General features: G+C 72.5%; 10 protein-coding genes and 1 pseudogene. 9 read left to right on the top strand and 2 right to left on the bottom strand.

Annotated elements, in window-relative coordinates:
* Nucleotides 1-243: 243 nt before the first annotated feature.
* Entirely contained in the window at nucleotides 244-1,452 is a 1,209-nt protein-coding gene (locus J8403_RS33510) for a type ISP restriction/modification enzyme (protein ID WP_211126420.1), read from the top strand.
* A gap of 337 nt (nucleotides 1,453-1,789) precedes the next feature.
* On the opposite strand, the gene J8403_RS33505 is transcribed toward J8403_RS33510, so the two are convergent.
* A complete protein-coding gene (locus J8403_RS33505; protein WP_093460623.1) occupies nucleotides 1,790-2,053 on the bottom strand; it encodes a hypothetical protein in 264 nt (87 codons plus the stop codon).
* Nucleotides 2,054-2,275: 222 nt separating this feature from the next.
* Here J8403_RS33505 and J8403_RS33500 point away from each other — a divergent pair, with 222 nt between their 5' ends.
* From J8403_RS33500 to J8403_RS33490, 3 genes are all read left to right on the top strand, one after another.
* The gene (locus tag J8403_RS33500; protein ID WP_211126419.1) at nucleotides 2,276-3,790 is read left to right on the top strand and encodes a DUF4331 domain-containing protein; all 1,515 of its coding nucleotides are present in this window, start codon (nucleotides 2,276-2,278) and stop codon (nucleotides 3,788-3,790) included.
* Between the two features lie 187 nt (nucleotides 3,791-3,977).
* Nucleotides 3,978-5,339, top strand: a complete 1,362-nt coding sequence (locus J8403_RS33495; RefSeq protein WP_246586108.1) for a tetratricopeptide repeat protein — start codon at nucleotides 3,978-3,980, stop codon at nucleotides 5,337-5,339.
* A complete protein-coding gene (locus J8403_RS33490) occupies nucleotides 5,336-7,030 on the top strand; it encodes a HoxN/HupN/NixA family nickel/cobalt transporter (protein WP_246586107.1) in 1,695 nt (564 codons plus the stop codon). The genes J8403_RS33495 and J8403_RS33490 overlap by 4 nt, the downstream gene beginning before the upstream one ends.
* 93 nt (nucleotides 7,031-7,123) lie before the next feature.
* On the opposite strand, the gene J8403_RS33485 is transcribed toward J8403_RS33490, so the two are convergent.
* On the bottom strand, nucleotides 7,124-7,930 hold the full coding sequence (locus tag J8403_RS33485) for an SGNH/GDSL hydrolase family protein (RefSeq protein ID WP_211126417.1): 807 nt from the start codon (nucleotides 7,928-7,930) through the stop codon (nucleotides 7,124-7,126).
* Nucleotides 7,931-8,334: 404 nt separating this feature from the next.
* On the opposite strand from J8403_RS33485, the gene J8403_RS33480 reads away from it, so the two are divergent.
* The 5 genes and pseudogenes from J8403_RS33480 (at nucleotide 8,335) to J8403_RS33460 (ending at nucleotide 13,636) form a co-directional block, all read left to right on the top strand.
* Nucleotides 8,335-8,730, top strand: coding sequence for a hypothetical protein (locus tag J8403_RS33480; protein ID WP_211126416.1), 396 nt, complete (start codon nucleotides 8,335-8,337; stop codon nucleotides 8,728-8,730).
* Between the two features lie 4 nt (nucleotides 8,731-8,734).
* Nucleotides 8,735-9,838, top strand: coding sequence for a GNAT family N-acetyltransferase (locus tag J8403_RS33475; protein WP_211126415.1), 1,104 nt, complete (start codon nucleotides 8,735-8,737; stop codon nucleotides 9,836-9,838).
* 377 nt (nucleotides 9,839-10,215) lie between these two features.
* On the top strand, nucleotides 10,216-11,028 hold the full coding sequence (locus tag J8403_RS33470; RefSeq protein WP_211126414.1) for a glycosyltransferase family 2 protein: 813 nt from the start codon (nucleotides 10,216-10,218) through the stop codon (nucleotides 11,026-11,028).
* Nucleotides 11,029-11,069: 41 nt separating this feature from the next.
* Nucleotides 11,070-12,098, top strand: a pseudogene (locus J8403_RS33465) (glycosyltransferase family 2 protein); the annotation flags it as partial.
* 764 nt (nucleotides 12,099-12,862) lie between these two features.
* Nucleotides 12,863-13,636 (top strand): polysaccharide deacetylase family protein, encoded by a 774-nt coding sequence (locus tag J8403_RS33460; protein WP_211128562.1) that lies wholly within the window; start codon nucleotides 12,863-12,865, stop codon nucleotides 13,634-13,636.

Here is a 13,636-nt window from a genome sequence, read left to right as displayed (position 1 = left end):
CCTGCCACGCGGCGGAGCCGCATATCGATACCGCGGGGAGGGGCGGGAAGGGAAAGACCCCCGGACGCCCCTGGGCCCCGGGGGGCTGGGGCAGAGCCCCAGTTTCGGGAAGGGGCGGGGAGGGGACAGGCTCCAGCCAGGCCGCACAGTCCCAGATGCCGTGGCCACGGCGGGCGGAGAGCCACCGAGCGGCGGCGGACGACGTCGGGCAGCCCCCTGGAAGGACAGGGCGGCATCGATAGCATGCCAGGTGTGGGAGAACGTGAGGCGCCGCCGCTGGGGGACCTGATGCCGTGGGCCGTGGGGCCGCTGCGGCTCGGCCGCGCATGGGTCATGGCACCGGACCCCGCCTCCCTCCAGGCACGCTGGGAGCGGCTGACGGGAGCCGGAGACGAGCCCGGACGGGCCGCCCTGTTCCGCCCGACCCGCGCCCGTACGCTGCACAGCTCCGTACCCCAGCTACCCGGCCAGCCCACCCCCACCGCCCGCCTGGCACGCGAGGACGGGCCGTGTCCCGAGCCGGTGCGGATCGCGCACGGCCCCTTCGACCAGCTCTGGCTGATACCGGATCATCGCCTGATCGACGCCGCCCGCCCCGAGCTGTGGCGCGTGGCGGACGACCGGCAGATCCATGTCATCGAGGCCGCAGGACCCGACCCGGACCCGGTGCTCGGCTTCTCCGCGCTGCTGCCGGACGGCCACTCCCCCGCGGGCCGCCCCGGCCGTATCCGTCCGCTGTACCGCCGCCCCGGAGGCCAGGAGCCCAACCTCGCGCCGGGGCTGCTGGACCTCCTCACCACGCGGCTCGGCCGCCCCGTGGCCGCCGAGGACTTCCTGGCGTGGACCGCCGCCACGGCGCGCGGCACCCCATGCGCCGTCCCCCTGACCGCCGACGCCGAGGTATGGGAGACCGGCGTGGAGCTGGGCCGCCGTGCGCTGTGGCTCCATACGCGCGGGGCGCACAGTGGTGAACGCCCGCGCATGCCGGGTGGCCGGCGCCCCTACGTCCGCGCCGCGCTTCCGTCGAGCGGGCTGCCGGACTCCCTGGACTACGACCCGGACGAGGAGGCCCTGCTGCTGGGCGAGGGCCGGATCTCGCCGGTGCCACGGGCGGCATGGGAGTTCCGGGCGGGCGGGGTGCGGGTGCTGGAGACGTGGTTCGAGCAGCGCACCGCCGCGCGGGAGCCGGGCACGCTGGAGGCGATCGGCCCGGCGGGCTGGCCGCCCACGTGGACCTCGGAGCTGCTGGAGCTGATCACCGTGCTGGCGCTGCTCGCCGAGCTGCGCCCGGAGCTACGGGCCCTCGCCGACCGGCTGGCGGACGGCACGCTCATCGACGCGGCGGAGCTGCGGGAGGCGGGGGTGCTGCCGGTGCCGGGAGCGGCCCGGCGCCCGGCGTCCGTACTGGATCACCATGAGGAGGGCCCGGAGGGGCAGTTCGCCCTCCTCTGAGCCCGCCGACCAGATCTGGGTCCGTCCGCTCTGAGCCCGCCGACCAGACCTGAGCCCGGCTGCTCTGAGCCCGCCAGACCTGAGCCCGGCCGCTCTGAGCCCGCCCCCTCTCGGGTTCTCCCTCGACATACGGGAGGCGCGCCCGTCTCCGGGCGCGCCTCCCACTGTCCACGTGCACGGCCTCACCACGACCGCACGGCCGGCCAGGCCTCTCTTCGGCATCCCACAGCGACAGCGGCGTGGGGTGGATCACAGCACGGACTCACCGGCTGGAGCGAACCGGTTGACCCCGTGCCTGCCCGGGATGACGAACGAAGACGCCTACGGGCCGGCCGGGTCAGCCGTGGTTGCCGAACAACGTGCGGCGCAGCCGGCGCAGCGGCGCGAACAGCGACACCCGCGCACCCCGGCTGTTCTTCGCGCGCGTGTGATCGCGCGCGATCAGCTCCTGCATCAGCACCGTCGCGCCCTCCGCCTCCCGCTGGGGGACGGCAGGGCCGCCCATCACCGCGAGATGGCGCTCGAGCCGCGCGCTGGACGCACCGCTTCCGCAATTGATCGCAGGCACTCGTGGCCTGCTCCGTACCGTTATCTGCTCCATGACACTCCCCACCCGTACGAGGGCACCCGCCCCGGGCAGAGTAACCCTACCTCCCCGAGCCGTCACCCACGCATCCCAGGTTCCGGATTCACCACCGCGTCAAGGGTGTTGACGATACCTATCACGCGCAAACAAATTCCCGAGCCGACCAATCCGTCCGTTCGCCAGGCCCGAATAGCCGCTTGAAGGACTGCTCCGACAAGCGTGCGAAGGACCAACAGGATGACCGCAATCACCAAGAGCTTGGCCGCGCTGGTCAGCTGCGCACTGGCCGCCGGCGGGCTCACGGCCGCCGGTGTGGCCGTACTGCAGCCCGGGACGGCGCAGGCTTCGAGCCACCGCGAGGCGCCGCTGATCTCCGGTCAGCCGCAGTACGACGCCACGGACGTCTACGCGTTCGTCAGCCCGGACAAGCCGGACACGACGACCATGGTCGTCAACGTGCTGCCGTTCCAGGACCCGGCGGGCGGCCCCAACTTCTACAAGTTCGCCCATGACGCCCGCTACGACCTGCATGTCGACAACAACGGCGACGGCCAGGGCGATCTGCTGTTCCGGTGGACCTTCAAGGACCACCTCAAGAACGGCGACACGTTCCTCTACAACACCGGACCGGTGAACTCGCTCGAGGACGCGACCCTCAACTTCACCCAGACATACGACCTCGAGGTCATCAAGCTGAAGCATCAGAAGGCCGTCGCCCGGGCCAAGCTCGGCAGCGATCTGCCGGTCGCCCCGTCGAACGTCGGCAAGGCGTCCATGCCCGACTACCAGAAGCTCCGCGACCAGGCGGTGCGGAAGATCGGCTACAGCGGGGGCTCGACGGCCTTCGCCGGTCAGTCCGACGACCCGTTCTTCCTCGATCTGCGCGTCTTCGACCTGCTGTACGGCGGGGACATGTCCGAGGTCGGCAATGACACCCTCAAGGGCTACAACGTCCAGTCGATGTCCCTCCAGGTGCCGACGTCGGCGCTGACCGAGTCCAAGGACCAGCCGGTGATCGGCGTATGGGCCACCACCCACCGCCAGACCTCCGACGGCGACTGGACGCAGGTCTCCCGGCTCGGCAGTCCGCTGGTCAACGAGGTGGTCATCCCGCGCAAGGACAAGGACAAGTTCAACGCCTCGGCGCCGTGGGACGACGGACAGTTCCTGAAGTTCGTCCAGGAACCCGAACTCCCCAAGCTGGTCGAGCAGATCTACAAGATCAAGGCGCCGGACACCCCGCGCGACGACCTGGTGCAGGCGTTCCTCACCGGTGTGCCCAAGCTCAACCAGCCGCCGAACGTCCGCCCCGCCGAGGAGCTCCGGCTCAACACCTCCATCCCGCCCACGGGCAGCCCCAAGCGGCTGGGCGTCCTGGACGGTGACAACGCGGGCTTCCCCAACGGCCGCAGGCTCTCCGACGACGTCCTGGACATCGCGCTGCAGGCCATGGAGGGCGAACTGCTCGGCAAGAAGAACGACCTGGGCGACGCGGTGGACGCGAACGACCAGAAGTTCGGCGGCTCCTTCCCGTATCTGGCGCTGCCCAGCTCCGGTTCGGACGCCAAGGCCGTCCAGAAGAGCGCCGGGCAGTCGCTGCTGAACGGCGGTTCGGGCATCGGCTCCTCCTCCGACGACAACATGGTGCTGGCCGGGTCCGCGGCGGCCGGTGGCGGGGCCGTGCTGCTGCTGGGCCTCGGATTCCTCTGGATGCGGTCGCGCCGGCGGGCTCCCCGCATGCGCAGGCACTGAACCACGGGCGCGCACCGAACCCACAGCGCGTACTGAACAACGGGCGCGCACTGAACAACGGGCGCCCTCGGGCCCGTATCACCGGGCGCGGCCCCGCCGACACCCGCGCGGCGGCCGCGCCCCCGCCCCGCCCCTCCGCCACGCGTTCGTGCTCATGCTCATGCTCATGCGAAAGGCAGCTGTCACCATGGCTCTTCGGCCATTCCTCCCCCATACGGCCCGGACCGCGGCCGTGGTGTTCGCGCTCGCGGCCGGGCTGACCGCCACCTCGGTCGTGATCGGCGCCTCGGACGGGTCGGGCGGGTCCGGCGGCGGCCAGGACGCCGCCCGCGGGGTGCGCCCGGCCGCCGCGCGCTACGAGCAGCTGAGCGGCGACGGCCTGGCCCGGCAGATCGGCGCCATGCAGACCCATCTGCGCGGCGAGCCGAAGGACGCGGAGAGCTGGGCCGGTCTCGGCTCGGCCTATGTCGAACAGGCCAGGACCAGCGGCGACCCCACCCGCTATCCCCAGGCGGAGAAGGCGTTCGCCCGGTCCCTGTCCCTCCAGCCGCGCGACAACGACGTGGCGCTCGCCGGGCGCGCCTCGCTCGCCGCCGCCCGCCATGACTTCCGGGGCGCGCTGCGCGACGCCGACCGGGCCCTGAAGGTGAACTCCTACAGCCAGGGGGCGCTGGCCGTCCGGGTGGACGCCCTCGTTGAGCTGGGCCGCTACCAGGACGCGTACACGGCCGCCAAGAAGGCCGACTCGCTGCGCCCCGGCATTCCCGTCTTCACCCGCCTCGGCTACGTCCTCGAACTGCGCGGCGACCCGGCCGGGGCGCGCCGGGTGCTGCTGCGTGCACAGGACTCCGCGACCTCCCCCAGCGATATCGCCTACGTCTCGACGGCGCTCGGCCAACTTGCCTGGAACCAGGGCGAGTACGACACCGCTCGGCGGGCGTACGCCACCGCGCTGCGCGCCGTGCCCGGCTATCTCCCGGCGCTGGAGGGCCGCGGCCGTACCTCGCTCGCGGCCGGGCGGCAGAAGGCGGGGATCCGCGATCTGGAGGCGGTCGTACGGCGCTATCCGCTGCCCGCTGAGCTCGCGGCGCTGGGCGAGGCTTACGAGGCGCGGGGCGACCGCTCCAAGGCGCGCGGGCAGTACGCGGTGGTCGACACCTGGATCACCCTCGCGCGGGCCAACGGCGTGGCGACCGACCTGGACAGCGCGCTGGTGGCGGCCGACCACGGCGACGTGAAGGAGGCGCTGAAGGCGGCCCGCGCGGAGTGGGACCGGCGGCGGACCGTGCACACGGCCGACGCGCTGGCGTGGGCCCTGCACCGCAACGGCGAGGACGAGAAGGCCCGGGAGTACGCCGTGCGCGCCGCGGGGCCCGGCTACCGCAACGCGGCGTTCCTCTACCACCGCGGCGTCATCGAGAAGTCCCTCGGCGACGAGAAGTCGGCGCGCCGGCATCTGAAGGCCGCGCTCGACCTCAACCCGGGCTTCTCCCCGACCGGCGCGCGGGCGGCGAAGGCGGCGCTGAAGGCGCTGGGGGGTGCTCGATGAGTCTTCCCCACCCCGCCCCTTCCCGAACCGGGGCCAAGCCCCCGGCCCCCCGGCCAGAGCCGCGCGCCCAAAACCCCGCCGACAAAACCCAGCACCCCGGGCGGCGCACCCGTCGGCGGTTGGCGGCCTTCGGGGTGCTGGTGGGGGCCGTGGCGATAGTGCTGTTGCCTGCCGGGAGCGCCGAAGCGCATCCGCTCGGCAACTTCACCGTCAACCGTTACGACGGGCTGGTGGTCACCCCCGGGACGCTGCGGGTCGACCATGTCGAGGACCTCGCCGAGATCCCTTCCGCGCAGGCGAAGCCGGAGATCGACCGCGACGGCGACGACGCCCTGTCCGGGCGGGAGTTGGACGCATGGGCGGCGCGGCGGTGCGCGAGCGCGGCCGAGGGGGCGCGGTTGACCGTCGACGGGCGCCAGGTGCCCGTACGCGACGGGCGCGCCCAGGCGCGTCAGCGCCCCGGCCAGGCCGGGCTGCCGACGCTGCGGGTGGAGTGCCGGCTGACGGCCGCACTGGGGCACGGCGAACGGGTGACGGTGGCGTATCGCCCCAGGGACATCGGTACGGGCCCCGGCTGGCGGGAGGTGACGGCGCAGGGCGACCGTATGACGCTCACCGACGCCGACGTCCCCAAGACCTCGGCCTCCCACCGGCTGACCCGCTATCCGGCGGGGCAGCTCTCCTCACCGCCCGATCAGCGGTCGGCCGCGCTGAGGGTCACAGCGGGCGGCCCCGCGCTCGCCGCCACGGTGGAGTCCGGTCGGGACGACGCGGTGGGCTCGTCGGTGCTGCCGCGCGGTGTGGACCGCTGGACGCAGGCGCTCACCTCCATGGTGGCGCGCCATGACATCACCCTCGGCTTCGCCCTTACGGCCTTCGCCACCGCCGTACTGCTGGGCGCGATGCACGCCCTGGCCCCCGGCCACGGCAAGACGATGATGGCGGCGGCCGCGGCGGCGGGCGGGCGCAGCGCGCTGCGCGATGTGCTGGCGCTGGGCGCGTCGGTGACGGTCACGCACACCTTGGGGGTGTTCGCGCTGGGGCTGCTGGTCACGGCGGGTTCGGCGGCCGCCCCGTCGGTGATCTCCTGGCTGGGTATCGCGAGCGGCGTGCTGGTGGCGGTGGCCGGGGCGGGGCTGCTCCGTAAGGCGCTGCGCCGCCACCGGCAGGCGCGCGCCCATCACCACGGCCACGATCACGGCCACGATCACGGCCACACGCACAGCCATGACCACGGCGATGCACACGGCCATGACCACGCGCACGACCACGGCCATGCGCACACGCACACCCACACCCACGACCACGGCGACGGTCACACCCACACCCATGAGGTGCGGCCCACGCTGCGCGGCACGCTGCTGCTCGGCTTCGCCGGGGGCATGGTGCCCAGCCCCTCCGCCGTCATCGTGCTCGTCGGCGCGGCCGCGCTGGGCCAGGCGTGGTTCGGTTTCGTCCTGGTGGTGGCGTACGGGCTCGGGCTGGCGATGACGCTCACGCTGGCCGGGTTCGCCGCGGTGCGGCTGGGCGTGCGGGCCACGGAGCGGCTGGCGGCCCGCAAGGGGTCGGGGGGCCGGATCGACCGGCTGCTGGGGGCGGTGCGCCGCGCCTCGCCCGTCGGAACCGCCGCGGTCGTCCTCGCGTTGGGGTGCGGACTGGTGCTGAGGGGGGCGGCCACCACGCTCGGCTGAGGTGGCTCCGGCCCGGTTGCCCGGTGGCCACGGACGGCGAGGAGGCCCCGATGGCCGGGGCCTCCTCCTGTGCGTGTGGTGGCGGGGGGACGGTCAGGCGGCGGAGCTGAAGACCGGGAGGTAGCCACCGGACTGGCCGGCGGGGGTGGGGTGGTAGGACTCGTCGATGGGGAAGGTGACGCTGTTCAGCCAGGCGTTGCCGGAGCAGATCTCATGTCCGGTGAAGGTCGTGGTGACGTCGCCGAAGCTGAAGCCGTGGTCGGCGGCGCGCTTGGCGGTGACGGAGTTGAGCAGATCGGCACCGCTGTTGATCGCGGCGCGCTCGGTCTCGCTGAGCCCCACGATGCAGGAGCCGCCCAGCTTGTAGAACCGCGGGTAGCCGAGGACGACGACATGCGCGGAGGGGGCCTTGGCGCTGATGGCGTTGTAGACCTGGTCCAGCTTGCCGGGCAGGGTGTTCTGGACGAACGTCTTGGCGCTGTTGACCGCGTTGACGCAGGTGGACTCGGACTGCAGCACACAGGTGGTCATGATGTCGGCGAAGCCGGCGTCATTGCCGCCGATGGAGATGGAGACGAGACCGGTGCCGGAGCCCAGCGGGCCGAGCTGGTTGTTGAGCACATCGCCGGTCTTGGCGCCCGAGCAGGCGGTGAAGTTGAAGCTCGAGGGGGCGTGCGCGGCGGCCCAGAGCGCGGGGTACGCCTTACTGCTGCGCTTACAGCTGCCGCTGGAGCTGTCGTAGCTGCCCGAGCCGAGGCCGGATGAGTAGGAGTCGCCCAGCGCCACATAGGCGGGGCCCGCGCTGTTCTCGGTGGCATGGGCTGCGCCGGCCCCGGTGAGGGCGAGGACGGCACCGACGACGAACGCACCCATCGTCGCCGTGAGTCTGGACAGTTTCATTCGATCTCCCTAGCAGGATCACTGCTGTGCCGATATGAGGCGCGATAGCCCACCAAAAGGGCAATCGCGTTCGAAACCGTCAGCCACGCCGCCAGGGATCGTTTCGGCGGCGTGACATGGATATGTCATCCCGCGTAAACGGCCGATCTATGCGGGTAGTTGGCAAAAATCTTTCGATACGAGGCCGATACGTCCATAGGTCGGACGGAATGGGGATGAGTCACCACGCCCCGCCCCAACTTCCCCGGCGCACGACCGGAGCGCAGGGCGCGACCAGCGCTGATGGGCACTCAACCCCTGCGCCCGCCAATGGACCGTTCGTACACTTTCTCCGTCTTGACGGCATCCGGCGACTGCGCGACATTGAAGCCCGGCATCCGGCGCTTCGGGGGGCAAAGACGCCAATGCATACCATCACTGACAAGAGACCTGCGGGTGGCGACTCGCTGCCGGTGATCGCGGGCGCCGCGGTCGGCATCGCGGCCATCGGCGCGGCACTCGCGCTGGCCGACGTCCACTCGCCGCTGCGGGCGCCGTTCACGCTGTTCTTCCTGCTCGCCGCGCCCGCGCTGGCCATCGGCAGCGCCCTGCGCGGGCTGGACGCGCTGATCCGCCCGGTGCTGGCGGTGGCCGGGGCGCTCGCGCTGGATCTGCTGGTGGCGCAGGCGATGCTCGCGTTGCGGCTGTGGTCGGCGCGCGGCGGGATCGCGGCGGTCGGGTGCCTGAGCCTGCTGATCCTGGTGCCGGCGCTGCTCACCCGCCTCACGCGGCGACGACGTATGACCCACAGTCAGGAATAGATACGTGGAGATCGGTGTGTACCGCCCGGGCGAGCTGACCGCAGCCGACCGGGCGGTGTGGACGGCCATGCAGTCACAGGCGCATCTGCTGGGCGCGCCGGAGCTGGCGAACCCCTTTCTGTCACCGGAGTTCACGCTGGCCGTCGGCCACTGCAGACGCGGGGTGCGGATCGCGGTGGTCCGCGAGGAGGGGGAGCCGGTGGCGTTCTTCCCTTTTCAGCGGACCCGGCTCGGGGTGGGGCGGGCGATCGGGCTCGGCCTCTCGGACGCCCAGGGCCTGGTGCACCGGCCCGGGTTCCAGTGGGACGCCCGGGAGCTGCTGCGCGCATGCTCCCTGGCCGTCTGGGAGTTCGATCATCTGGTGGAGGGGCAGAAGCCGTTCGAGGTGGGGGCCCGTGGCTCCTTCCCCTCCCCCGTGATCGATGTGGAGCGGGGCTATGAGGCGTATCTGGCCCGGCTGCGCGACCGGTCGCCGAAGTTCACCCGCACCACACTGGCCAAGGAGCGCAAGCTGGGCCGGGACGTGGGCGAGGTGCGCTATGTGCACGACGAGCGCGATCCGGCCGTGCTGCGCACCCTGATCGGCTGGAAGTCCGCGCAGTACCGCAGGACCGGGCGCAGCGACCGGTTCGCCCGGCCGTGGATCATCCGGCTGGTGGAGCAGCTCTTCCATACCCGCGGCGCCTCCTGCCAGGGGCTGCTGTCGGTGTTGTACGCGGGCGGCCGGCCGGTCGCCGCGCACTTCGGACTGTCCTCGGAGCGGGTGCTCGCCTGCTGGTTTCCGGCCTACGACCCGGCATATTCCAAATACTCGCCCGGACTTGTGCTGCATCTGCGCATGGCGGAAGGGGCCGCCGCGCAGGGTGTGGACTATCTCGATCTCGGGCGCGGCGAGAAGGAATACAAGGACTCCCTGAAAACACGCGATCTCAGCGTGTCGGAGGGGTGGGTGACGCGCCGCCATCCGGTGGCGCTCGGTCACCGGGCACGGCGCGCCCCGGTGCGCACACTGCGCAATACCGTGGTTTCCCGGCCGGAGCTCTTCGGGCCGGCCGACCGGGTGCTCAAAAGCGTGGGCAGTCTTCGGAAAAGGAACCCACAGGACTGACGAACAAAATTACCAAGGGGGGTGTAGCCGCAATCGGCTTGCCATAGAGATTGCGACGTCAATACCGTCGTACTTCCACCCGTGTTCGGGACCATCATCACAGGCGGCTCCAGGGGAGGGGCTTCATAGCGTCGCGATGGTTCCCGGGGCGGGAAACGCGGTAGGGGGGTGCCGCGTCCGGCTGTCCTGATCCTTTGGGGATGCTTGGGATGCGCCGTGCACGCGGGCCGCGAGGCCAGTAACACCAGCCAGCTCGCCTTGCCTTGGCCGGCAGTCCATGCCGTCATGCGCGGGTGAGAACCCCCCTTTCGAACCGGATACACCAAAGGACTGTCCGTGGGGCGGACGGTCCACCGGACGAGAGGGAAAACAAACTCATGAGCTCCTTTGTGCGCCCGGCCGCGCCGGAAATCGATCCGGCGGCCGGTACACATCCGTACCGCCCGGTGTCCTCTCATCTCGCGATTGCGCCACCGGTGAGCGTCGTGATTCCGGCGATGAACGAGGCCGAGAATCTTCCGTATGTTTTCAAAACCTTGCCCGACTGGATCCATGAAGTGGTCCTGGTCGACGGCAATTCCACCGACGACACGGTCCGGGTCGCCCGGGAACTGTGGCCCGAGGTGAAAGTCGTGTCCCAGTCCGGCAAGGGCAAGGGGGACGCGCTCAGCGCCGGATTCGCCGCCTGCACCGGCGACATCGTGGTGATGATCGACGCCGATGGATCCGCCGATGGATCGGAGATCGTCAGCTATGTGTCGGCGCTGGTCTCGGGCGCCGACTTCGCCAAGGGCTCGCGCTTCGCCAACGGCGGCGGGACGGACGACATGACGACGATCCGCAGGCTCGGCAATCGCGCGCTCACCTCGATCGTCAACCGCAAGTTCGGCGCCCGCTACACCGATCTCTGCTACGGCTACAACGCCTTCTGGCGCCACTGCCTCGACGAGATCGCGCTGGACTGCGCCGGGTTCGAGGTGGAGACGCTGATGAACATCCGGGTGGTCAAGGCCGGGCTGCGGGTCCAGGAGATCCCCAGCCATGAGTACGAGCGCATCCACGGCGCCAGCAATCTGCGGGCCGTCCGCGACGGGCTGCGGGTGCTGAAGGTGATCCTGCGCGAGCGCGGCGCCCGGCGGCCGCGCCGCCCCGCGGTGGCGCCCGCGGCGGTCCGGGGGGAGGCGTCTTGACGGTTCGCCCGGCTCCGGGGCCGCCGGTGCGGATCTCCGTGGTGATCTGCGTCTACACCGAGGACCGCTGGGGCGACATTCTCGCCGCGGTGGACTCGGTACGGGCCCAGTCGCTGCCCGCCCACGAGACGCTCCTGGTGGTGGATCACAACGCCGGTCTGCTGCGGCGGCTGACGGACCACTACGGAGACGGGGGCGGGGACGGGTTCGGGGACGGGTTCGGGGACGGCGCGTCGGGTGCGGATCCCGAGACGGCGGCGGATGCGGGTCAGGGGGTGCGGGTGCTCGCCAACGCGGGCCCCCGCGGCCTGTCCGCCGGACGCAACACCGGTATCGCGGCCTCGCACGGCGAGGTGATCGCCTTCCTCGACGACGACGCGGTCGCCGAACGGGACTGGCTGCACCACTTCGCCGTCGCGTACACCGATCCTCGGGTCATGGCGGTCGGCGGGCGCACCGTCCCGGTGTGGGCGTCGCGCCGCCGTCCGGTCTGGTTCCCCGAGGAGTTCGACTGGGTGGTGGGCTGCACCTACCTCGGGCTGCCGCCGGGGCGGGTGCGGGTGCGCAATGTCCTGGGTGGGAACGCCTCGTTCCGCAGAGAGGCGTTCGACGCCGCCGGGGGCTTCGCGAGCGGTATCGGCCGGGACGGCGACAAGCGGCCGCTGGGCTGCGAGGAGACCGAGCTGTGCATCCGGCTGGCCCGCGCCCGGCCGGACGCGCTGCTGCTGATCGACGACCGTGCGGTGATCCACCACAAGGTGCCCGCCGCCCGGGAGCGCTTCGCCTACTTCCGGTCGCGGGCGTACGCCGAGGGCCTCTCCAAGGCCCTGGTGACGCGCAGCGTGGGCGCCCAGACGGGCCTTTCGACCGAGCGCCGCTACACCACCCGGGTGCTGCCCGCGGGGATCGCCCGCGGGCTGCGGGACGCGCTGCTCGGCCGGGCGGGCGGCGCCGGGCGGGCGGGCGCGATCGTGGCGGGCGTCGCGGCGGCGGCGGGCGGCTACGCGGTGGGCACCGCCCGCGCCCGCCGCGGCGGCGGCCCCCGCTTCAGCATCGCCACCCTCCCGGAACGACCGCCCCCGCCGGGCGAACAGCCGGACGAGGGCCGCGGGGCGGGGCGGGGTCGCCGGGCGGGGCAGGAGGCGCGGCATAACCGCGCGGCGGGACAGGACGGCGGTACGGGCCCGGGCCGCGAGGCCGGACTGAGCCCCGAGGCGGGACGGGACCGCGAGGCGGCACAGGGTCGCGGGGCAGGACGGGACCGCGAGACGGTGCTGGGCCGCGAGGCGGTGCTGGGCCGCAAGGCGGGACAGGGCCCCGAGGCCGGACAGGACCGCGAGACGGTGCCGGGCCCCGAGGCCGGACTGAGCCCCGAGGCGGAGCGGGACCGCGAGGCGGCACAGGGACGCGGGGCAGGACGGGACCGCCAGGCGGCGCCGGGCCGCGAGGCGGGACAGGGCCCCAAGGCCGGACAGGACCGCGAGACGGTGCCGGGCCCCGAGGCCGGACTGAGCCCCGAGGCGGGACGGGACCGCGAGGCGGCACAGGGACGCGGGGCAGGACGGGACCGCCAGACCGCGCCGGGCCCCGAGACAGGACAGGACCGCCAGGCGGGGCCGGGCCGCGGGGCGAGACGGGAGGGGGCGGCATGAGCGGCGCGAACCAGGGCCCGGCGCCGACCGGCAATTCCGGCCCGAGCCCGAACGCGAGCCCGAACCCGAACGCGAGCCCGGGCCCAGTGCCGAGCGCGAACACAGGCCCGGTGCCGACCGACGGCCCCGGCCCGGTGCCGACCGCAGACCGCGGGCCCGGCCTCGGCCCCGTGCCGATCCTGATGTATCACGCCGTGGCCAACGCCCCCGCGCGGGCCACCCGTGGGCTGTCCGTAGCGCCGGATGCGTTCGCCGAGCAGATGGCTCTGCTCGGCGAACGCGGCTTCACCCCGGTCAGCTGCGCCCGGCTGGCCGACGCCTGGCGCGGCGGCGCCACGCTGCCGCCCAGACCCGTGGTGGTCACCTTCGACGACGGCTACGAGGGCGTGCACCGCCACGCCCTCCCCGTCCTCGCCCACCACGGCTTCGAGGCCACGCTCTTCGCGGCGACCGGCTGGCTGCGCGGCCCGCACCAGGCGGCCGGCGCCCTGGACCTGATGCTCGACTGGGGCCAGGTGCGCGAGTTGGCGGGCACCGGGGTGGAGATCGGCGCGCACAGCCACACCCACCCCCAGCTGGACCAGCTCTCCGACACCCGGCTGTGGTTCGAGGTGGCCCACTGCCGGGATCTGCTCACCGCCGAACTCGGCCGTCCGCCCGTGTCGTTCGCCTATCCCTACGGCTACTCCAGCCGCCGGGTGCGCCGGGTGGTGCGCTCCGCCGGGTTCGGGGTGTCCCTGGCGGTGGGCAACGCACTGGCGGCGCGCGGCCAGGGCCCGTACGCACTGCGGCGGGTCACGGTGCGGCGCACCACCGGGATCGAGGAGTTCGAGCGGCTGGTGTCCGGGCGGGCGATCGGCCGCGGCTTCGCCAAGGACCGGGCCCTCACCAAGGGATACGCCATGGTCCGCAGATCCCGTCAGCTCTCACGACAGGTCCTACGGAAGGTGACGTGA

Origin of the sequence: Streptomyces yatensis (genome assembly GCF_018069625.1) — a bacterium.
GTDB classification, from domain to species: Bacteria; Actinomycetota; Actinomycetes; order Streptomycetales; family Streptomycetaceae; genus Streptomyces; species Streptomyces yatensis.
Note: the sequence above shows the minus strand (reverse complement) of the source record. Positions and strands in the feature narration are given on the sequence as shown.